This is a genomic window from Paracoccus sp. (in: a-proteobacteria), from assembly GCF_046462195.1.
Taxonomy (GTDB): domain Bacteria; phylum Pseudomonadota; class Alphaproteobacteria; order Rhodobacterales; family Rhodobacteraceae; genus Paracoccus.
This window is the reverse complement of the sequence record NZ_JBKGUN010000233.1, coordinates 1-20,248: the sequence shown is the minus strand read 5'-3', so window position 1 is coordinate 20,248 and position 20,248 is coordinate 1. Positions and strand designations below refer to the sequence as shown.

Annotated in this window: 21 protein-coding genes and 1 tRNA gene; 8 read left to right on the top strand and 14 right to left on the bottom strand. The window is 67.2% G+C overall.

What is annotated here, in order from left to right; all coding sequences use genetic code 11:
• Position 1: 1 nt before the first annotated feature.
• A tRNA-Met gene (locus ACLHHB_RS14775) sits at positions 2–75 on the bottom strand.
• A gap of 148 nt (positions 76–223) precedes the next feature.
• On the bottom strand, positions 224–1,546 hold the full coding sequence (gltX, locus tag ACLHHB_RS14770; RefSeq protein WP_410219044.1) for a glutamate--tRNA ligase: 1,323 nt from the start codon (positions 1,544–1,546) through the stop codon (positions 224–226).
• Between the two features lie 79 nt (positions 1,547–1,625).
• On the opposite strand from gltX, the gene ACLHHB_RS14765 reads away from it, so the two are divergent.
• Together ACLHHB_RS14765 and ACLHHB_RS14760 are read left to right on the top strand one after the other, a co-directional pair.
• On the top strand, positions 1,626–2,033 hold the full coding sequence (locus ACLHHB_RS14765) for a metallopeptidase family protein (RefSeq protein ID WP_410219043.1): 408 nt from the start codon (positions 1,626–1,628) through the stop codon (positions 2,031–2,033).
• The gene (locus ACLHHB_RS14760; RefSeq protein WP_410219042.1) at positions 2,030–2,983 is read left to right on the top strand and encodes a 1-phosphofructokinase family hexose kinase; all 954 of its coding nucleotides are present in this window, start codon (positions 2,030–2,032) and stop codon (positions 2,981–2,983) included. The genes ACLHHB_RS14765 and ACLHHB_RS14760 overlap by 4 nt, the downstream gene beginning before the upstream one ends.
• 52 nt (positions 2,984–3,035) lie before the next feature.
• On the opposite strand, the gene ACLHHB_RS14755 is transcribed toward ACLHHB_RS14760, so the two are convergent.
• Positions 3,036–3,362: a DUF6280 family protein gene (locus ACLHHB_RS14755; protein ID WP_042251710.1), complete on the bottom strand. Its 327-nt coding sequence runs from the start codon at positions 3,360–3,362 to the stop codon at positions 3,036–3,038.
• A 362-nt stretch (positions 3,363–3,724) separates the two neighbouring features.
• Here ACLHHB_RS14755 and efp point away from each other — a divergent pair, with 362 nt between their 5' ends.
• A complete protein-coding gene (gene efp / locus ACLHHB_RS14750) occupies positions 3,725–4,288 on the top strand; it encodes an elongation factor P (protein WP_111301981.1) in 564 nt (187 codons plus the stop codon).
• Between the two features lie 73 nt (positions 4,289–4,361).
• Entirely contained in the window at positions 4,362–4,730 is a 369-nt protein-coding gene (locus ACLHHB_RS14745) for a DoxX family protein (RefSeq protein WP_410219041.1), read from the top strand.
• Here ACLHHB_RS14745 and dinB read toward each other — a convergent pair.
• Genes dinB through ACLHHB_RS14730 form a run of 3 tightly spaced genes read right to left on the bottom strand, consistent with a single transcriptional unit; the run spans position 4,727 to position 8,195 of the window.
• Positions 4,727–5,818 (bottom strand): DNA polymerase IV, encoded by a 1,092-nt coding sequence (gene dinB, locus ACLHHB_RS14740; RefSeq protein WP_410219040.1) that lies wholly within the window; start codon positions 5,816–5,818, stop codon positions 4,727–4,729. The two genes, ACLHHB_RS14745 and dinB, sit on opposite strands and share 4 nt — an antisense overlap.
• Complete coding sequence (locus ACLHHB_RS14735; protein WP_410219039.1) at positions 5,815–6,534, bottom strand: YgfZ/GcvT domain-containing protein; 720 nt, start codon at positions 6,532–6,534, stop codon at positions 5,815–5,817. Before ACLHHB_RS14735 ends, dinB begins: the two co-directional genes overlap by 4 nt.
• Entirely contained in the window at positions 6,531–8,195 is a 1,665-nt protein-coding gene (locus ACLHHB_RS14730; RefSeq protein WP_410219045.1) for an ABC transporter ATP-binding protein, read from the bottom strand. Before ACLHHB_RS14730 ends, ACLHHB_RS14735 begins: the two co-directional genes overlap by 4 nt.
• 310 nt (positions 8,196–8,505) lie before the next feature.
• Here ACLHHB_RS14730 and ACLHHB_RS14725 point away from each other — a divergent pair, with 310 nt between their 5' ends.
• Positions 8,506–9,678, top strand: a complete 1,173-nt coding sequence (locus ACLHHB_RS14725; RefSeq protein ID WP_410219038.1) for a pyridoxal-phosphate-dependent aminotransferase family protein — start codon at positions 8,506–8,508, stop codon at positions 9,676–9,678.
• A 72-nt stretch (positions 9,679–9,750) separates the two neighbouring features.
• Here ACLHHB_RS14725 and ACLHHB_RS14720 read toward each other — a convergent pair whose 3' ends face one another.
• The 3 genes from ACLHHB_RS14720 to ACLHHB_RS14710 all read right to left on the bottom strand — a co-directional run bounded on the left by ACLHHB_RS14720 (position 9,751) and on the right by ACLHHB_RS14710 (position 12,069).
• Positions 9,751–10,176: a DUF305 domain-containing protein gene (locus ACLHHB_RS14720; protein WP_410219037.1), complete on the bottom strand. Its 426-nt coding sequence runs from the start codon at positions 10,174–10,176 to the stop codon at positions 9,751–9,753.
• 74 nt (positions 10,177–10,250) lie between these two features.
• Entirely contained in the window at positions 10,251–10,820 is a 570-nt protein-coding gene (gene rsmD, locus ACLHHB_RS14715) for a 16S rRNA (guanine(966)-N(2))-methyltransferase RsmD (RefSeq protein ID WP_410219036.1), read from the bottom strand.
• 49 nt (positions 10,821–10,869) lie between these two features.
• Positions 10,870–12,069 carry an NAD(P)/FAD-dependent oxidoreductase gene (locus ACLHHB_RS14710; RefSeq protein ID WP_410219035.1) on the bottom strand — a complete coding sequence of 400 codons (1,200 nt, stop codon included), beginning with the start codon at positions 12,067–12,069 and terminating at the stop codon, positions 10,870–10,872.
• Positions 12,070–12,151: 82 nt separating this feature from the next.
• Between ACLHHB_RS14710 and ACLHHB_RS14705 the strand changes: the two genes are divergently transcribed.
• Positions 12,152–12,637, top strand: a complete 486-nt coding sequence (locus ACLHHB_RS14705) for a peroxiredoxin (protein ID WP_410219034.1) — start codon at positions 12,152–12,154, stop codon at positions 12,635–12,637.
• A gap of 43 nt (positions 12,638–12,680) precedes the next feature.
• On the opposite strand, the gene ACLHHB_RS14700 is transcribed toward ACLHHB_RS14705, so the two are convergent.
• The 4 genes from ACLHHB_RS14700 to ACLHHB_RS14685 all read right to left on the bottom strand — a co-directional run bounded on the left by ACLHHB_RS14700 (position 12,681) and on the right by ACLHHB_RS14685 (position 18,616).
• Complete coding sequence (locus ACLHHB_RS14700) at positions 12,681–13,814, bottom strand: GNAT family N-acetyltransferase (protein WP_410219033.1); 1,134 nt, start codon at positions 13,812–13,814, stop codon at positions 12,681–12,683.
• A 93-nt stretch (positions 13,815–13,907) separates the two neighbouring features.
• Entirely contained in the window at positions 13,908–14,663 is a 756-nt protein-coding gene (locus ACLHHB_RS14695) for a glycerophosphodiester phosphodiesterase family protein (protein WP_410219032.1), read from the bottom strand.
• Positions 14,663–15,118, bottom strand: coding sequence for a RidA family protein (locus ACLHHB_RS14690; RefSeq protein ID WP_410219031.1), 456 nt, complete (start codon positions 15,116–15,118; stop codon positions 14,663–14,665). Before ACLHHB_RS14690 ends, ACLHHB_RS14695 begins: the two co-directional genes overlap by 1 nt.
• Before the next feature lie 48 nt (positions 15,119–15,166).
• Entirely contained in the window at positions 15,167–18,616 is a 3,450-nt protein-coding gene (locus ACLHHB_RS14685; RefSeq protein WP_410219030.1) for a chromosome segregation SMC family protein, read from the bottom strand.
• A gap of 162 nt (positions 18,617–18,778) precedes the next feature.
• Here ACLHHB_RS14685 and ACLHHB_RS14680 point away from each other — a divergent pair, with 162 nt between their 5' ends.
• Together ACLHHB_RS14680 and ACLHHB_RS14675 are read left to right on the top strand one after the other, a co-directional pair.
• Positions 18,779–19,159, top strand: a complete 381-nt coding sequence (locus ACLHHB_RS14680; RefSeq protein ID WP_410219029.1) for a CidA/LrgA family protein — start codon at positions 18,779–18,781, stop codon at positions 19,157–19,159.
• Positions 19,152–19,871, top strand: coding sequence for an LrgB family protein (locus ACLHHB_RS14675; RefSeq protein ID WP_410219028.1), 720 nt, complete (start codon positions 19,152–19,154; stop codon positions 19,869–19,871). Before ACLHHB_RS14680 ends, ACLHHB_RS14675 begins: the two co-directional genes overlap by 8 nt.
• A 3-nt stretch (positions 19,872–19,874) precedes the next feature.
• Here the strand turns inward: ACLHHB_RS14675 and mog are convergent.
• A partial coding sequence (gene mog / locus ACLHHB_RS14670) for a molybdopterin adenylyltransferase (RefSeq protein WP_410219027.1) occupies positions 19,875–20,248 on the bottom strand: 374 nt, incomplete at its 5' end.

The window sequence follows — 20,248 nt, the reverse complement described above, 5'->3', positions numbered from 1 at the left end:
GTAGCGGAGGAGGGACTCGAACCCCCGACACGCGGATTATGATTCCGCTGCTCTAACCAACTGAGCTACTCCGCCATGGAGTGGGGGCGATTTACGAAGAAGCGCGGGGGGCGTCAAGAGGTTTTTCCGACCTTTCCTTCGCTTCCCTGCCGACTTGCTGCCGTTGCCCATCCATCCCCTTCCCACCCTATTGCGAACGACCTTTCGAAGTCGCCCGAAAGGGTCAGGTCCGTGCCTTCACCACCTGCAGCAGGGGCATCACGTCGGACATTTCCGGGCCATGGGCCTGGCCTGTCACCGCCTTGCGCAGCGGCATGAACAGGCCCTTGCCCTTGCGGCCTGTGGCCTCCTTCACGCGGGCGGTCCACTCGCCCCAAGTGGCGTCGGTGAAGGGTGCGTCCGGCAACAGGGTCATCGCCTGCGCCACGAAGTCGGCATCCTCGGGATCGATCTGGGGCTCCGCCCCTTCGCTGAAGATGCGCCACCAATCGGCCAGATCCTCCAGCCGGGTGATGTTCTGCGAGGCGACGCGCCAGAAGCGTTCGGCCAGATCGTCCGGTACCCCCAGCAATGTGATTCGGTCACGCACGATCTCGAAGGGCAGCGCCTGGTTCCGTTCACGCGTCAGGGGCCACAGGTCGTCGGCGTCGAACTTGGTAGGCGAGGCACCGAACTGCGACAGATCAAACGCTTCGGCCAGTTCGTCCAGCGAGGCCAATCCGACCGGCACGCCCGATCCCAGCCGCGCCATCAGCGAGATCAGCGCCTCGGGGGCCACCCCCGCTTCGCGCAGGTCCTTCAGCGACAGCGCACCGATACGCTTGGACAGTTCCTCGCCCTTGGCGCCCGTCAGCAGCGAATGATGCGCGAACGCGGGCGGCGTGCCGCCGATGGCTTGGATGATCTGGATCTGCGTGGCCGTGTTCGTCACATGATCCGAGCCGCGCACGATATCCGTGACGCCCATGTCCGTGTCATCCACGCTGCTGGCAAAGGTGTACAAGACCTGCCCGTCCGCACGGATCAGCACCGGGTCGCTGACCGAAGCCGCGTCAATCGAGATGTCGCCCAGGATCCCGTCCGTCCACTCGATGCGGCTCTGGTCCAGCTGGAAGCGCCAGTAGCCTTCGCGCCCTTCGGCCCGCAGACGTTCCTTGTCGGCATCCGTCAGGCTCAGGCCCGTGCGGTCATAGACCGGGGGCTTGCCCATGTTCAGCTGCTTCTTGCGCTTGAGGTCCAGCTCGGTCGGCGTCTCGAAGACCTCGTAAAGGCGCCCTGACGCGCGCAGCGTGTCGGCCTCGTCGCGGTAGCGGTCCAGGCGCAGCGACTGGCGCTCGACCCGGTCCCAGTGCAGGCCCAGCCAATCGAGGTCGCGCTTGATTCCTTCGACATATTCTTCCTTGCTGCGCTCCTGGTCGGTGTCGTCCAGGCGCAGGATGAAGGTGCCGCCGGTCTTGCGGGCGATCAGATAGTTGAACAGCGCGGTGCGCAGGTTGCCCACATGGATGTGGCCGGTGGGCGATGGCGCGAAACGGGTGATGGTCATGGGGCGTCTCCTGTTGGTGTCGCTCTTTCACAGGCAGCGGTTTTTGTCCATATCGGGGGGGCAATGCAGGAGGCGCGGAATGAGTGACTGGGACAGGATGACGGCCCCCGACGCGGCCGAGATGGAGACGATGGCCCATACGGCCTTGGACGGCCTGCCGGCCGAGTTCCGGGAAGCGGCCGCTCAGGTCGCAATCCGCGTGGCCGAGTTCGCCCCCGAGGATGTTCTGGACGAGTTGCAGATCGACGACCCGTTCGAACTGACGGGCCTTTACGACGGCGTTCCCCTGACCGAGAAATCGATGGCGGACCAGCCCGGCCAGCCCGACATCATCTGGCTGTTCCGGCGTCCCATCCTGGACGAATGGGCCTCGCGCGGGGATGTGCCCCTGGGCGATCTGGTTGTTCATGTCGTCACGCACGAAATGGCCCATCATTTCGGCTGGTCTGACGAGGACATCGCCCGCATCGATCGTTGGTGGGAATGAGCGGCCAAGCCCCTATCCTGACGGTCACGCTGAACCCGGCGCTGGACCTGTCCACGGCGGCCGATGCGGTGGTTCCCGACCTCAAGCTGCGCTGCGACAAGCCGGTGGTCGATCCGGGCGGCGGCGGCATCAATGTCAGCCGCGCCATCAAGATCGTCGGCGGCCAGTCCACCGCAATGGTTGCGCTTGGCGGCGCCACGGGGACGCGCTTGGCCGAGTTGCTGAAGGGAGCGGGCCTGTCAGTCCTGCGCCTGACGGCCCCTGGAGAAACGCGCCAGTCCCTGGCTGTCACGGACCGCGCGACCGGCGGGCAGTATCGCTTCGTGCTGCCGGGGCCGGAATGGCACATGACGCAGGTCACCACCGCGATGTCGGCCATCGCCGAGGCGGCGCTGGCGGGCGGCTGGGTGGTGGTGTCAGGCTCGAACCCCCCCGGTGTCGCGCCGGGCTTCGAACAGATGCTGACCGTTCGGCTGAAGGACGGGCGGGCGAAATTGCTGGTCGACACGTCGGGTGAGGCGCTGCAGGCCTTGGCAGGCTCCTCCATTCCGGTGGACGTGCTGCGCATGGACAGCCACGAGGCGGAGGGTCTGGCAGGGCGCCCCCTGCCCCTTCGCAGCGACAGCGCCGCCTTTGCGGCCGGGCTGGTGCAGAACGGCGCGGCGCGTTCCGTCATCGTGGCGCGGGGTGCCGACGGGTCGGTCATTGCCGGACCTGACGGTGCCTGGCATGCAACCGCCGCTCCGGTTCGGGTGGTCAGCGCGGTGGGAGCGGGCGACAGCTTCGTGGCGGGCTTCGTTCTGGCAATGGCACGTGGCTGGCCGGCACAGGAGGCACTGGCCCTTGGCGCGGCGGCGGCATCGGCCGCGGTCATGACGCCGGCGACCGAACTGTGCCATGCCGAAGACGTGCGCCACTTCTATTCCCAACGCGTGATCACGCGTCTTTGAACAAAAGAGGCCGCCCCGAAGGGCGGCCCTGAGACATGCCTGACGCCAGCCCTCAGGCGGCTTCTGCTTCCTCGGCCTCGGCGGCCATGCGGCGCTCGCTTTCTTCGCGCGACAGCGCGACGGAGGTGCGCACACCCTTCGACACGAATTCCATCAAGCCCTTGACCACACGCTCGTTCGGATCGATTCCCGCACAGGACAGGACCTCGCGCCCATCGCGAGACCGTGCCCAGCGTGCAATCTGTTCAGGCCCGTTGCCATATTTCTTGTCATCTGCGATGGCGTCATCCAGAGCCGCAAGCACCACTGCCGCAAAAAGCTTGCGGGCCCGCTGGCCTTGTTCGAAATTAAAGGCCGAGCCGTCAACAAAATCGCGCATCTTGTTTCGTCCATCTCTTGCGGTCCTGTCAGGCGACAGGACCTCGGGGGAAAACTTGGCGTTTTCCCTGTTTCTTAAAAATCCGTTTCTCCGACGGTGTCGCCTGCCTTAGCCTTTCACGACGCCGATTCGGTATCCCTTCCGCCGCATGTCTGCCATGTCTCTAGCGCATGTCGCCAATTTTGCAGGAAAAATCGACCTGCTTCCCCGGCGTCAGCGCCCTTGTACCATCCATGGCGCCTTGACAACGCCGCACATCCGTTCTGGTTGCCTGAAAGTGCAAGCCCCGATATAGGGGGCCGACACTGCCGTTCAAACCCTGGGACGGCCGGAATTTCCCGCAATCGCACGAGAACCAATCCATGCCCAAGATCAACGGCAATGAAATCCGCCCCGGCAACGTGCTGGAGCATGACGGAGGCCTCTGGGCCGCCGTGAAGGTCAGCCATGTCAAGCCCGGCAAGGGCGGCGCCTTTGCCCAGGTCGAGATGAAGAACCTGCGCGACGGCCGCAAGCTGAACGAGCGCTTCCGCAGCGAAGACAAGGTCGAGCGTGTCCGTCTGGACCAGAAGGACCAGCAGTTCCTGTACGAAACCGACGGCAAGCTGGTCTTCATGGACAGCGAGACCTTTGAACAGACCGAACTGGACGCGGAACTGCTGGGCGACCGCCGTCCCTTCCTGCAGGACGGCATGACGGCGACGATCGAATATTATGGCGAAGAAGCGCTGTCGGTTTCGATCCCGCAAAAGGTCACCTGCACCGTTGCGGAAACCGAGCCGGTCGTGAAGGGCCAGACGGCGGCCAACAGCTACAAGCCCGCGATCCTGGACAACGGCGTTCGCATCATGATCCCGCCTTTCGTGGGCGAGGGCGAGGCGATCATCGTCAACACCGAGGTTTTCGAATACAGCGAACGCGCCTGATCCTGGCGGTATGATCGAAACAGCCTCACGCCCCGCGCAACAACGCGCGGGGCGTTTTCCTGCCGGGTGATCCATGACGCGCGCCTTCACGAACCTTGCCGGGCGCATCCTGATCGCCGCCCTGTTTCTGGGCGGGGCGTTCCAGAAGCTGTCCGATCCGACGCCTTCCGCCCGAATGATCGCCAGCCTGGGCCTGCCTTCGGATCTGGTCTGGGCGGTGGCTGCCTTCGACCTGGTTGCGGGGCTGGCGCTGATCTTCGGGCCGCGGGTGCGGCTCTGGGCCTTCGTGCTGGCAGCCTATTGCATCGGCACAAGCTGGTTTCACTGGCAGCTGCGCGCCGATCCTTGGCAGGTGACGATCGTGGTGAAGAACTGGGCGATCGCCGGCGGGCTGCTGATCCTGGCGGCCGAAGGACCGGGCCGGTTGGTGCGCTGGCGCTAGTCGAAAAGGCTCAGTTGCGCGTCGTCACCCTGATCCTGGTCAAAGCCCGACAGCGTGATCCCCAGAAGCCGCGCCCCGCGGGGGTCCGGCAGCACCGCCATTGCCAGTTCCTGCGCAATGGCCAGCATCTCGGCCTCGGACGCGACGGCATGTCCAAGACTGCGGGCCCGCGTGATCTGCTGAAAGTCCGAGAACTTGACCTTCAGCGTTACCGTCCGTCCCCGTAGTTCATGGCGGGCCACGGCCGCCCAGACCTTGACCGCAAGGGGCGCCAGCGCCTCGAAGGCCTGATCCAGCGTCATCAGGTCGGCGGAATAGGTGTTCTCAGCCCCCACAGACTTGCGGATCCGGTCAGGGCTGACCCGCCGATGGTCGATCCCGCGCGAGATGTTCCAGTAATAGCGTCCCGACTTGCCAAACCGGCGCATCAGGAACTCCAGGTCCTGCGCCCGCAGGTCGGCGCCCGTATGGATGCCCATAGCCTGCATCTTGGCAGCCGTCGCGGGGCCTATGCCGTGGAACTTGCCCACCGGCAGGGACAGCACGAATCCCGGACCCCGGTCGGGCGTGATGACGCACAAGCCGTCCGGCTTGTTCTGGTCGGACGCCAGCTTGGCCAGGAACTTGTTGTAGCTGACGCCCGCGCTGGCCGTCAGTTGCGTTTCCTCGCGGATGCGGGCCCGGATTGCGCGGGCCGCCTGCGTCGCGGTCTGGCCCGGCGCCAGGTGGTCGGTCACGTCCAGATAGGCCTCGTCCAGCGACAATGGCTCGACCAGCGGCGTGTGTTCGTGAAAGATCGCCCGGATCTGCTGGCTGACGGCGCGATACACGTCAAAACGGTGGCGCACGAAGATCAGGTCGGGACAAAGCCGCGCCGCCGTGATCGAGGGCATGGCTGACCGGACGCCATAAACCCGGGCCTCGTAGCTGGCGGCCGCCACGACGCCCCGTGCGGCCGATCCCCCCACCGCGACGGGCTTGCCGCGCAGTTCGGGGAAATCCCGCTGTTCGACCGAGGCGAAGAACGCATCCATGTCGATATGGATGATCTTGCGCAGTCCGGGTTCCGGCTGCGCGCCCGGCGTCATGCGGGCGACAGCCGCGCCTCGCCCGCCTGCATGCCGGGTGCGACGCGGTCATGGCGGACATGGGCAATGGCCTGCCCGCCCGATTGCGTGAAGAGTGTGCCGACCTCGCGTCCGTCGCAGGTGATGGCCGTCCCGACGGGGGCCGCCCCGTCGATCCGCAGAACCTGAAGGCCCTTGCGCAACTCTGTCTTGTGCTTCATCCGGGCCGTGACCTCCTGCCCGACATAGCAGCCCTTGCGGAAATCGACGCCGTGCAGGCGCTCGAAACCCGCCTCGAGGATATAGGTCTCGTTCGGGATCAGTTCGATGCCGGTTTCGGGAATGCAATGGGCGACGCGGACGGCATCCCAATCCGTGCCATCATCCCCCTGCCCGCCATACAGCCGCCAGCCAAGGGCAGAGTGACGCGGATCGGGCACGGCACCTTCCGGCGTGGGCCCCGTGCCACGGGCGACGGTCAGGTTGGTCATCTCCAGCGCCACGCGCGACCGCAGCTTGTACATCGACAGCCGTCGCAGCAGGTCGGGTGCCAAGACCGCGTCCACGTCGATCAACAGCGCGTCGCCATCCGGCACCACCAGGAAATCGGCCAGATACTTGCCCTGCGGCGTCAGGATGGCGGCCCAGCAGGGGGCGCGGCTGACGTCATTCGTGACAAGCCCTTGCAGAAAGGTCACGCGGTCCTCTCCGGTCAGACGGATGATCTGGCGGGTCATTCATGCTCTCCGAACTGCAATGCGACAAGGCGGGCGTAAGAGCCGCCCTTGGCCATCAACTGGTCATGACTGCCTTCCTCGACAACCCTTCCCGCTTCCAGAACGACGATCTTGTCGGCGTTGCGGATGGTGGACAGGCGGTGCGCGATGACCAGCGTGGTGCGGCCCGCCGACAACCTGTCCAGCGCGTCCTGGACCAGACGCTCGCTGGCAGTGTCCAGCGCGCTGGTCGCCTCGTCCAGCAAAAGGACGGGCGCATCGCGCAGCAGCGCGCGGGCGATGGCCACGCGCTGGCGCTGACCGCCCGACAGGGATGATCCGCGCGGCCCCACTGGGCTGTCCAGATCACGCGTCTCGTCCAGGAAATCTGTCACATGCGCCGCCTTCAGCGCGGCCTGCAGTTCGGCCTCGGAGGCCGAGGGCCGGCCCATCAGGATATTGTCGCGCAGGCTTTCATCGAACAGCGCCGACTCCTGCGCCACGGTGGAAAACTGGTCGCGCAGGATGCCGAGGTCGTAATCCGACACCGGCGCCCCACCCAGCAGAACTTGGCCTTGGTCCGGGTCCACCATGCGCGTCAACAGGTTGAAGACGGTGGACTTTCCCGCCCCCGATGGCCCCACCAGCGCAGTCGTCTGCCCCGCCGCCGCCGTAAAGGACAATCCGTGCAGGACGGTTTGCCCGTCATAGGACAACCACACGTCGTCCATGCGAATTTCCGTCGTCTCGGGCGGGTCGGTGCGCGGACCCGACAGGACCGAGGGGCGTGTGTCAAAGACCTGGTAGATGCGCTCGAGACTGGCCGCCGCCGTCTGCCATGTGCCCGCCAGACCACCCAGGCGGCGCATCGGCTGGAAGGCCAGCGCAAGCGCGGTGAAGAAGGCCATGAAATCCCCGACGCTGCGGTTTCCCTCCATGACCTGGTTGCCACCCAGGGCCAGCACGGCGACAAAGCCGATACCGGTCACGATGTCGGTCAGCGCGGGGATCACGCTCGAGGTCGCGGCCACCTTGGTTTCGGCCTGACGGATGCGACCCACGATGGCGGCAAAACGTTCCGTCTGCGCAGCCTCGGCCCGGTTCAGCCGGATCGAGGCGATGCCGTGCAGCACCTCGTCCAGCCGCGTCGCCCGCAGGCTGGCATTGGCCCGGTTCTGGCGCACCTTGCGGCGGATATAGCGCTGCACCAGGGCCGCCGGCATGATCAGGATGGGCGCACCCACCAACGCGCCAAGGGTCCAGACCGCATCGATGCTCAGCGCCACCGCAAACAGCATCACCAGCGAGATCGCATCCCGCGTGGCCCCCGTGAGCAGCGTGGCCCAGACCCCCTGCACCGCAATCGTGTCGCCCTGGATGCGCTCGATCATTGCCCCGGGAGAGTTGTCGCGGAAAAAGCGGCTGTCCAGCGTCAGGATATGCGCCAGAAGCCGGGTCTGCATCGCCGTGGACACCGACAGCGATACGCGCGTCAGCAGTGACCGGCTGGCGATCAGCGTGACGGCGCGCAACAGGAAGATCCCGAAGATGGCCGCTCCCACCCACCAGATCGCGCCGCCTTGCTGGCCGATGAAAACCACGTCGAACAGCGGCTTCAGCATCCAGCTGATCAGCGCCAGGGTCGAACCCTCGACCGTCATCAGCAGAAAGGCCCCCAGCATCTGCAGCCGGTGGGGCCGCAGATAGTCGTCATAAAGCCGGCCCAGCAGGCTCGGCACCCTGTCAGGGTCGCTTGCCGGCGGAGCAGCCTGCCGCGAGGTCGCGGCGATCAGGCGGGCGGGGCTGTCTGTGCGCGGATCCACGGGTCTGCGGGCCTTTCGGTCTCGGGCGGGCCATGCGGGCCGGCGCCGCGCAGCTGATCTTCCGTTCAGCCATAGCCCCATCCGGGGCGCGGCCACAAGGCCAAGCCCCTGTTGACGAGACCGCGCGGCGGTTCTACCGATTTTGCACGATGTGAAGGATACCCCTGCCATGAGCCTTGCCCACGGTCACGACCTGATCGCCATTCCCGGCCCTTCGCCGGTCCCCGCACGCGTTCTGAACGCGGCCCATCGCGCCTCGCCGGACATTTATGCCGAACCGTTGGCCCGGCTGAACCTGCAGGTCATGGCGCAGCTGAGGCGACTGGCGGGCACGACCCAGAACCTTGCCCCCTACATCGGCAATGGCCATGCCGGCTGGGAGGCTGCGACCGCCAACCTGTTCAATCGCGGCGATCGGGCACTGGTCGTCACCTGCGGCCATTTCGGCCGCAGCTGGGCCGATGCGCTCGAGGCCTCGGGCGTTCATGTCGAAAGGCTGGATTTCGGCAACCTGCCCCCCGACCCCGCACGACTGGCCGAACAACTGGCCCGTGATCCCGCCGGCCGCATCCGTGCCGTGATGCTGTGCCAGACCGATACGGCCAGTGCGACTGCGGCGGACGTTCCCGCCATCCGGGCGGCCATGGGCGATCACCCTGCACTGCTTGTCGTCGATGCCATTGCCTCGCTGGGTTGTGCGCCCATGCGCATGGACGACTGGGGTGTGGACGTGCTGATCGCAGCCAGCCAGAAGGGGATGATGTGCCTGCCGGGCACGGTTTTCCTGTGGTTCTCGGATCGGGCGGCGGCACGGGGCCGGACAGACCTGACGACACCTTACTGGGACTGGCACCTGCGGGCCAAATCCGAGGCTTTCTGGCGCTTCTGGGGCGGCACTCCGCCCGTCCAGCAGATCTATGCCCTGTCCGAGGCATTGACGATGATCCTGGACGAGGAAGGGCTGGAGGCCGTCTGGGCCCGCCATGCCCGCCTTGCCCGAACGGTTTGGGCGGCCGTCGATGCCTGGGGCGCGGGGGCCGGCGACATTCGCTTGTCGGTCAGCGATCCCGCCGCCCGCGCCCTTTCGGTGACGGCGGTGACGCTGCCCGGGGCGGACGGGCTGCGGGACTGGGTGACGCGCGAATGCGGGGTGACGCTGGGCGTGGGCCTGGGGGCAAGCGACCCGTCCCGGGCCCTGCGGATCGCGCATATGGGGCACTGCAATGCGGCCATGATCATGGGCGCGCTGGGCGCGATGGAAGCGGGTTTGACGGCTCTTGGCATCCCGCATGGCCCGGGTGCGCTGGAGGCGGCCGCGGCGCAGATCGCCCGGACCGCCTGACGCAACCGGTGGCGGCCACCGACGCGCCGGCCCCAAAGGCGGATCCGACGCCACCCGACCCGATGGGCTGGTCTACTGGCTGGCCGGCATGGCTGTTCCGTCGCTTTCCGCCGGCGCGTTCTCGGCCAGCCAAGCCTCCATCTTCGCGATCTCGGCCTCCTGCGCCGCGACAATCTCTTCGGCCAGGGCGCGAATGTCCGGATCATCACCGTGTTCCAGCACCACACGCGCCATGTCGATGGCCCCCTGATGATGCGGGATCATGCCGCGCACGAAATCCACGTCGGCATCCCCCGAGGGCGTGATCGCCATGGTCTGGTGCATCCGGGCCATGGCCTCGTTATAGGCCGTGTTCGCGGCATCCGCCCCGGTGGCAGGGTCATGCTGCTCGTGCCCCTCGTGATGGACGGTGTGATCCTGCGCCGTGGCAGCAAGCGGCAGCCCCAGGGTCAGGGCAACGGGCAGCGCCAGCAGCGCAAGGGTTTTCCGATAAGCCATGCTATCCTCCTGTCTGATGCGGGAATGATCCGCCAATCAGGCGCAGGTGCAAGGGCGTCCGTGACACGATCCCGTCAGGCGGAACCCATGCGGCGCGCAAGTGTCACAACCGTGTCTCCGTAGCGGCGCTGATCCAGCGGCCGGAAGCCTGCCGGCAGCACAGGCGGGACCGCCTCCTCCCACACCACCGTCGCGTCGGGCGACAGCCAGCCCCCCGCAAGGGCCGAGGCCAATGCGGCCTCGCCCCGCGCCTGCGCATAAGGGGGATCCAGGAAGACCAGATCAAAGGGCACGTCGCGATTCGGCTGCAACCTTGTGGCATCGCGGGACAGGTGACGGACGACGTCCTGCAGGCGCGCCTTTTCGATGTTCTGCCGGATCAGGCTGCGGGCCTTGGCACCATCATCCACCAGCACCGCCTGTGCTGCTCCGCGCGACAGTGCCTCCAGCCCCAGGGCGCCGGTGCCAGCAAACAGATCCAGGACCCGCGCCCCCGGAAGCGGATTTCCGTGCCCGCCATTGATAAGGAGGTTGAAGATTGCCTCGCGCACCCGGTCGGTCGTGGGGCGCAGATGCGCAGCGATATCGCCTTCCCGCAGCTCGGCCAGCTTGAGGCCGCGCAGCCTGCCGCCGACGATCCTCATGCTGGCCCGCCCGCTCCAGGCAGGAACACCATCCCCCTTAAAAACCCTGTCACAGCAGCACCTTGAGATCGGCGGCCGCGACGACTTCGTCCGGCGCGGGGCTGCGGCCCGCTTCGATCAGACGCTTGCCGATCATGTAGGCGCGCGGCTCGTTCAGGGCATCCACGGCGATCAGCCGACTGTCGCGGTAATACCAGACCGACCCTGCATGGTCATCGCGGCCGGGTCGGGTGACGGCGTGGTCATGTCCCTGGCCCAGACCAGCCATCTGGAGCTTGGCGTCGAACTGATCGGACCAGAACCACGGTTTCGGCTGATAGTCCCGATCCGCCCCAAGAAGATTGTCGGCCACGCATTCGGCCATGTCGATGGCGCCGCCCACGCTTTCCAGCCGCAGCCGCCCGTCACCATACGGGATGCTGGCGCAATCGCCCGCCGACCAGATTGCCGGGTCCGAGGTCCGGCCCCGCAGGTCGGTGGCGATGCCGTTGTCCAGCACCAGCCCCGCCGCCTCGGCCACATCCGTGCGGGGCAGGACGCCAATGCCCATCACCACAAGATCGGCGGGAACGTGGCGCCCGTCGGTCAGCGCCACCCCGTCGGCTCGGTCCGTCCCGGTGATGTGGCTGATGGCCGTCCCTTCCAGAAGGGTCACGCCATGGGCGCGATGCAGGGCGCGGATCATGTCGGCGGTCGCAGCGCCTGCCACCCGCCCCAGGATACGCGGTGCCGCCTCGATCAGCGTCACGGCCAGCCCCAGCCCCCGGGCCACGGCTGCAGCCTCCAGCCCGATATATCCGCCACCGATCACCACCAGCCTGCGCCCGGGCTGGAGTTGCGGCGAAAGGGCATCCACATCGGCAAGGTCCCGGATCACATAGGTGCCGGGCAGGTCGCCCCCCATCGCGGCAGGCAGGCGGCGGGGATGCGCCCCCAAGGTCAATGCCAGGGCATCATAGGGATAGCTGCGGCGACCGGTTGTCACCATCCGGGCTTCGCGGTCGATGGACAGGACCGGCTCGTCCAGTTGCAGCGCGATGTCCTGATCGCGCCACCATTCGGGCGCGCGCAGCACCAGCCGATCCAGCCCCATCTGGCCCAGAAGATAGGCCTTGGACAGCGGCGGGCGCTGATAGGGTGCGGAAGGCTCGGCTCCGATGACGGTCAGGGGGCCGTCATGGCCGCGTGCACGCAGGCGCGCCGCCATCGAGGCCGCCGCCTGCCCCGCACCCACGATCACGATCCGCATCCCCTGCCCCTTCCATCGTCTGGCCTGTCGATCGGGCGCACCCTATAGTCGCCGCGAATCCGTTGCAATTCAGGAGAGTGCGATGACCATCACTGCCGGGACCAACCTGCCCGAGGGCCAGCTGCTGCGCGTCGGCGAGAACGGACCCGAGACCGTGCCGGTCGCCGAACTGGCACAAGGCAAGGTGGCGCTTTTCGGCCTGCCGGGCGCCTTTACCGGAACCTGCACCAATGCCCATATGCCCAGCTTTGTGCGCAACGCGGATGCGCTGCGCGCGAAAGGGATCAGCCGCATCGTGTGCATGACCGTGAACGATCCCTTTGTTGCCAAGGCCTGGGCCGAGCAGACCGGCGCCCTTGATGCGGGCATCGAGGTTCTGGCCGATGCCGACGGCAGCGTGACGGCCGCCCTTGGGCTGAACTTCGATGCGCCGCCGGTCGGCTTCTTCGGCCGTTGCAAGCGTTTTGCCGCCCTGATCGAGAACGGTGTCGTATCGACGATCAATGTCGAGGATTCGCCCGGCACCTGCAGCGTCAGCGCAGGCGAGGCACTGCTGGCCAAGGCCTGATCCTGCCACGGGCACTCGGCCTCCAGGGCCTGCAAGGGCGGTGTCAGTCGCCCTTGCGGAACGGGGTCCAGTCGGCCAATGCCTCGATTTCCTGGCCCATGGCATCGCGCTCCTGATCCAGATAGCTTTCCAGCGCCCTGAGAAACCCCGGATTGCGGACCCAGTGCAGCGAATGGATCGGCATGGGTTCGTAGCCGCGCGCCAGCTTGTGATCCCCCTGCGCCCCCGCCTCGACCCGCGACAGCCCATGGGCGATGGCATGGTCGATAGCCTGGTGATAGCACAGCTCGAAATGCAGAAAGGCATGTTCGGCCAGACAGCCCCAGTAGCGGCCATAGATCGCATCCGGCCCGAGGAAGTTCAGCGCCCCGGCGATGGGCCGGCCGTCCGCCTCCGCCAGGACCAGCAGGATGTCGTCGCGCATCGTTTCATGGATGCGGTCGAAGAAATCCCGCGTCAGGTAGGGCTGACCCCATTTGCGGGCACCGGTGTCCTGATAGAACGCCCAGAACGCGTCCCAATGGCAGGGCTTGAGGTCATCGCCGGTCAGCTGGCGGATGACTCCCCCGAACCCTTGGGCGCGGGCGCGCTCCTTGCGCAGGTCCTTGCGCTTGCGCGAACTCAGCGCCCCCAGGAAATCGTCATACGTGCCATAGCCGCGGTTGAGCCAATGGTATTGCTGCGTGATGCGCGGCAGAAAGCCCGCCGCCTCGCCCAGCGCCGCCTCGTCTTCGGTGCAAAAGGTCACATGCGCCCCCGACACCTCGATCCGGTCCGCGACCTGCATCAGACCGTTCAAAAGCGCCATCCGGGCGACATCATCCTGCGCCAGCAGGCGCTGGCCCGTGGCGGGGGTAAAGGGAACAGTGCACTGCAGCTTGGGGTAATAGCGGCCCCCTGCCCTTGAATAGGCCTGGGCCCAGGCATGGTCGAAGATGTATTCCCCCTGGCTGTGCGACTTGCCGTAAAGGGGCGCGACACCTACAACGGTGCCCGCCCGTTCCACGGACAGATGCAGGGGCTGCCAGCCACTGCCGGTCCCGACCGACCGCGACTGTTCCAGCGCCAGCAGAAACCGGTGGGTGGTGAAGGGATTGCCGTCGCCCAAACCGTCCCAGACCTGCGGGTCGATTTCGGCGATGGAGGAATGGGTGGTCAGGGTCAGCATGTCGCTCATGGCCGCAAGATAGGGGTGCCGGGGACGATTGTCAGGGGCCTGATGGTCGCGGGGCGCACAAGTGACCGTGCGCGCGCCCCGTGTCCCTGCGCGTCAGCGCGCCGGGTCATAGCCCTCGAAGGTGATGTTGCCCGCGACCTGCCGGGCCAGCATTTCCTCGGCTTTGCTGTGGATGGTCCAGCAAAGGATGGGCACGCCCATCGCCCGCAAGGCATCGATCCGGGGATTGGTCAGATCGGCCTTGTCATGCGAAACGAAACTGGCCCCGCAACGGTCGAAATCGGAGATGAGGGCCAGGGCCTCGCGCCGCTCGGGCGGGACGCGCGTCCAGTCGGCTTCGTCAAAGGCGCAGGTGGTCAACCCCACCGGGATATCGGGCGCTGCCCGATGAAAGGCCTCGACCACATGTGGATTGAACGACATGACGGCGACCGGGCCTGCATAGCCTTGCAAGGCCTCGGCCACGCGGTCGTGCAGTTGGCCGATATCGGTTCCGCAGGCACCGTCCTGGTCCTTGATCTCGATCAGCAGGGGCACACGGCCGCCGACCGTTTCAAGGAACTGCGCCAGGGTCGGAACCGGCTCGTCGCTGCCCAGCAGGCGATGGCCGGACAGGCCTTGGGGCGCGGTCGCGGCGATATATCCCTTCTGCGCGGTCAGGCGGGTCAGCTCATAGTCGTGAAAGACCATCGGCGTGCCATCCGCCGCCGGCTGGATGTCGCATTCGATGCCATAGCCTGCCTCGATGGCCGCACGCGCGGCGGCAAGGCTGTTTTCCGGAATGCCGATGCCGTGCAGTCCGCGATGGGCAATGGGTATCGTCAGGAAGCTGTCGAACAGCGCGGTCATCAGCGGACCTCGAAGATGGCTTCGATCTCGACCGCGACGCCAAAAGGCAGCGAAGGCGCGGAAACCGCGGCCCGGGCATGACGCCCGGCCTCTCCGAACACCTCGACCATCAGGTCCGAACAGCCGTTGATGACCTTGGGCTGATCGGCAAAATCAGGGGTGGAGTTCACGAAGCCCGTCAGCTTGACGACCCGGCTGACCCGATCCAGATCCCCGATGGCTGCCTTCAGCTGCGCGATCAATGCCAGGCCACAGCGGCGTGCGGCGGCAGCGCCGTCCTCGACCGACGTGCCCTCACCCAGCTTGCCGGTGATGAAGCCATTCTCGTCCGCGCTGATCTGGCCGGAAATGAAGACAAGGTTTCCGGTCTGCACGAAGGGCACGTAATTGGCCGCCGGCGCGGGCGCTGCGGGAAGGGTGATGCCTTTGTCGGCCAGGGTCTGTTCGACGGTCATGAAGTCCTCGCTTGGGTTGGCTTTGGCCGGACCCTAGCGCGGGTCGCATCAGGCGACCAGAGCCTCGGCCCGTTTCAGATCGACACTGACCAACTGGCTGACACCCCGCTCGACCATGGTCACTCCGAAAAGGCGATCCATCCGCGCCATTGTCACCGCATGATGGGTGATGATCAGGAAGCGCGTGTCGGTGCGGCGCGTCATTTCGTCCAACAGGTCGCAGAAACGGCTGACATTGGCATCGTCCAGTGGCGCATCGACCTCGTCCAGCACGCAGATGGGCGCGGGGTTGGCCAGGAAAACGGCAAAGATCAGCGCCATGGCGGTCAGGGTCTGTTCACCGCCCGACAGAAGGCTGAGGGTCGAAAGACGCTTGCCCGGCGGCTGGCACATGATTTCCAGCCCGGCCTCCAGAGGGTCATCGGATTCGACCAGGACGAGGCGCGCCTCGCCCCCGCCGAACAGCGTGGTGAACAGCGTGGCAAAGTTGCTGTTCACCGTATCAAAGGCCGCCAGCAAACGTTCGCGTCCTTCGCGGTTCAGACCGCTGATCCCGGTGCGCAGCTTGCGGATCGCTTCCTCAAGGTCGGTTCTTTCGGCCGCCAGCTGGTCGCGCTCGGCCTCCAGGGCGCGCTTGTCCTCGTCGGCGCGCAGGTTCACGGCGCCCAAGGCATCTCGGGCAGTGCGCAGGCGGGCGATCTGGCCTTCCAGCACATCGGCGGGCGCCGTTTCGTCGACACCGCCCAAGGCGTCGCGCAGTTGCTGGGGCGATTGCTCGGTTTCCCCGAGGATGCGGTCGCGGGCCGCCGTTTCGGTGGCGCGGGCTGCCTCGGCGCGTGCTTCGCAGCCCGCGCGGGCTTCACGGGCGTCCGAGGCCCGACGCTCGGCCTCCCGTTCGGCCATGGCGGCCGCGCGGGCCGCATCATCGGCAACCGCCAGAGCCTCGCGCGCGTGTGTCAGCCGCGTCCCAGCCTGGGCCTCGCGTTCCGCCAGGGCGGCGCGGCGGCCTTGCAGGATCGCGGGCTGGGCCTCGGCTTCGGCCAGTTCATCCCGGGCCGCATCACGACGGGCAGCCAGTTCAGAGGCCCGCGTTCCGGCCTGTTGCAGGCGCTGACGCCAGCCGGTTTCCTCCTTGGCGATCTCCTGCAGCCGTTTGGCGCGGAATGCCGCGTCGCGCTTGAGTTCGTCCAGCACCGCCCGGCGTGTCATCGTGGCGATGCGCGCGGCCTCGACGCCCGTGCGGGCATGCTCGACCGCCGCAGCCGCGTCCGCTCGGTCGGGCAAGGCCGCCAGCTGCGCTTCCGCCTCGGTCAGCCGGACGCGGGCATCTGCGGCATCGCCCTGATGTCTGGCCAGCGCGCCTTGCGCACTTTCGGCGCGGCTGGAGGCCGAGGCCAGATTCGACTCGGCGCGGGTTGCGGCACGCGCAGCCTCGGACAGCAGCCGCTCGGCCTCGCGCCGCCCGTCGCGGGCCGATTTCTCGATCTGCGCGGCGTCTGACAGAAGGACGCGGCTCTCCTCATGCGCCTCGGCCGCAGTTTCCGCACGGGCCTGCGCCTCTACGGCCTGACCTGTGATGGCAGCCAGTTCATTCACCTTCTGGAGATGCAGGGCCGCAGCCGAGGAAGCCTCGCCCGCCATGATCCGCATCCCGTCCCAGCGGAACAGGTCGCCGGCAGGGGTCACCAGCCGCTGCCCGGGCTGCAAGGCGTGCTGCAAGGCCGCACCCCGCTGGGCATCCGGCACCAGCCCCGTCTGCGACAGGCGACGGGCCAGCACATCGGGACCGCCGACATGCGCACTCATGGGGTCAACGCCCTCGGGCAGCGGCTGCGGGTTGTCCCATTCCGGCAAACGGTGCCAGCCCGATCCTTCCTCCGTGACGCCAGTCCGCAGGTCATCGCCGAAGGCGGCCCCGAAGGCCGCCTCGAAGCCACGGGCCACCTGAACCTGGTCAAGCACCGTAGCACTGCCCGATCGGCCCCGTTCCACCAGCCGGCGCAGGCCCGACATTTCCGCAGCAAGGGCCGCGGCTTCGCCCTCGGCCTCGGACCGGGCCGCGCGTGCGGCGGCTTCCTGCGCTTCGGCCTCGGCGCGGGCGGCTTCGGCCTGGGCCAGCGAATCCTCGGCGCCCTCGACCCGGTCGCGTGCCTGGTCCTGGGCGGCATCGGCGTCTTCCAGCGCCCGTTGCGCAGCCTCGCCCGCCTGGGTGGCCTGAGCGACCGCAGCGGTCGCCTCAGCCGCGGCACGATCGGCACGTTCAAACATGCCGCGCAGGTCGGTGACCAGCCTTTCGGCCGACTGATGCCTTGCAGCCAGGCGAGCGGATTCATCCGTCAGCTCGGCCAGCCGTGCCTCGATGTCGTGCAGGGTTTCGGCGGCCTCGGCTGCGGCCTCGGAGGCCAGGTCCAGCCGATCCTCATGGCCCTGTCCCGCCGCCTCCAGCCCGGCCTTTTCCTCGGCCAGACGCTCCACAACCTGGGCGGCGTCGTTGTTCAACACGCCTTCGCGGTCGATGTCGCGGTCCAGCTGCGCAATGCGCGACTGCAAGGCGGCTATGGCGCCCACGGCGCGTGCCTCGGCCTCGTCCAAGGCCTCTCGGTCGGTGGTCACGCGCGACAGGATCGCGGCGGCGACCTGTTCTTCCTCGCGCAGCGGAGGCAAAGCGGCCTCGGCCCCGGCATGGCGGGCCTGCGCGTCGGCGGCAACGAGGCCGGCATCCGCGGCGCTGCGGCTTGCAGCTGTCAGCGCCTGCCCGGCAGCCAGACGGGCGGCCTCGGCCTCGGCCCAGCGGCGATAAAGCAACAAACCCTCAGCCAGGCGCAACGCGGTCCCAATCTCCCGGTACTTCGCGGCACTGCGGGCTTGTCGCGCCAGCGTTGCCACCTGTGCCGACAGTTGATCCAGCGTGTCATCAACGCGGGTCAGGTTGGTCTCGGCCGCGTTCAGCTTCAACTCGGCCTCGTGCCGGCGCGCATGAAGACCCGAGATGCCGGCGGCCTCTTCCAGGATGCGACGGCGGTTCTTGGGCTTGGCATTGATCAGCTCGCTGATCTGGCCCTGCCGCACCAAGGCCGGCGAATGCGCCCCAGTCGAGGCATCGGCGAACAGCATCTGCACGTCGCGTGCGCGCACGTCCTTGCCCGCGATCTTGTAGGCGCTGCCCGCGTCACGGGTGATGCGGCGCGTGATGTCGAACTGATCGTCGTCGTTGAAGCCCGCAGGCGCCAGGCGATCATGGTTGTCGATGGTCAGCGACACCTCGGCATGGGCGCGGGCGCTGCGCCGGTCGGTGCCGGCAAAGATCACGTCCTCCATCCCTTCGCCGCGCATGGCAGTGGGACGGTTTTCGCCCATGACCCAGCGCAACGCTTCCAGCAGATTGGACTTGCCACAGCCGTTCGGGCCGACCACACCTGTCAGCCCCTCGCGGATGATCAGGTCGGTCGGGTCTACGAAGCTTTTGAAGCCGTTGAGGCGCAGGCGGTCAAATCGCAAGGGGCAGGTCCGTCAGATTCGGGTCAATCAGCGATTGTCCTCGCTGGCAGCGCCCAAGTCAACCACAGCCCCCATATATCGCGGCTGGCGCGGATGTGCCTACAAGATGCGCCGGTCTGCAAGGATCTGGCGCAGCGAATGTCTGCGGGTTAGTTTTGCGCCATGATCCAGACGCTTGCCATCATCCTGGGCTTCCAGTTGACCGGAGAGGTCGCCTCGCGCGCCCTGTCCCTGCCCTTGCCCGGCCCCGTGGTCGGGCTGATCCTGCTGGTTGCGGCCTGCATCCTGCGCCCGCGCCTGGCCGAGGCGATCCGCCCGACCACGACAGGCCTCTTGTCGCACCTGTCCCTGTTCTTCGTACCGGCGGGCGTCGGCATCGTCGCGCATTGGGACCTGCTGCGGGTTCATGGGGTCGGGCTAGCCGTTGCGCTGATGGCATCGACGCTGATGGCCATCGCGGCCGGCGCCTGGGCCTTTACGGCCGTGGCACGCATGACAGGCTCCGAGGAGCCCCAGGCGCTGAAGGATCTGGGTCGTGAATGATCCGGCGCTGATCTGGTCCTATCTGGCGCAGGGGCCGTTGCTGTGGCTGACGGCAACGCTGGTGGCCTATCTGGGAGGCGACGCGGTCTTTCGGGCGGCAGGACGGAAAAGCTGGGCAAACCCTGTCCTTGTGGCGGTCATCCTGCTGGCGGTGCTGCTGTGGGCGACCGGCACCGACTACGGGACCTATTTCGAAGGGGCGCAATTCGTCCATTTCATGCTGGGGCCTGCCACAGTCGCGCTGGCCCTGCCGCTTTATGACAACCTGCCGTGCGTGCGAAAGGCGGCGCTGCCGATGCTGGCGGGGCTTGTGGCGGGTTCGGGGGTGGCGGTGCTCTCGGCACTCGCCATCGCGCGAGCTTTCGGGATCGAGGGGCCGGTCCTGGCCTCGCTGGCGCCAAAATCGACCACGGCCCCTGTGGCCATCGGCATCGCCGAATCGCTTGGCGGTCAGCCGACACTGACGGCCGCGCTGGTTCTGCTGACCGGGATCTTTGGTGCCATCGTCGTCACGCCGCTGCTGAACGCGCTGAAGATCCGCGACTGGCGGGCACGCGGCTTTGCCGTAGGGGTTGCGGCGCACGGCATCGGCACCGCACGCGCCTTTCAGGTCAATGCAACGGCGGGGGCGTTTTCCGGGATCGGAATGGGGCTGAATGCCGTGTTGACGGCCATCATCGCGCCGCTGGCCCTGCACCTGTTCGGAGGATGAGGATCAGGCGCCTTTGGGGCGGAAGGCCTTGATGCGTGCTGGATCGGTCTCGATCCGTGCAGCGCCCATCAGGTCCAGACAATAGGGCACGGCCGCAAAGACCGCATTCAGGCAGGTGGCGATGGCCGAAGGCTTGCCGGGAATCGTGATGATCAGCGACCGCCCCCGGATCGCCGCTGTCTGACGCGACAGGATCGCCGTCGGCACCTCGGTCAGGCTGGCGCGGCGCATTTCCTCGCCAAAACCGGGCAGTTCCTTGTCCATCACGTCGGCCACGGCTTCGGGCGTCAGGTCACGCGGCGCGGGACCGGTGCCGCCGGTCACCAGGATCAGGTCGGCACCGCCATCGGCCAGTTCGCGCAGCTTGGCGGCCACGG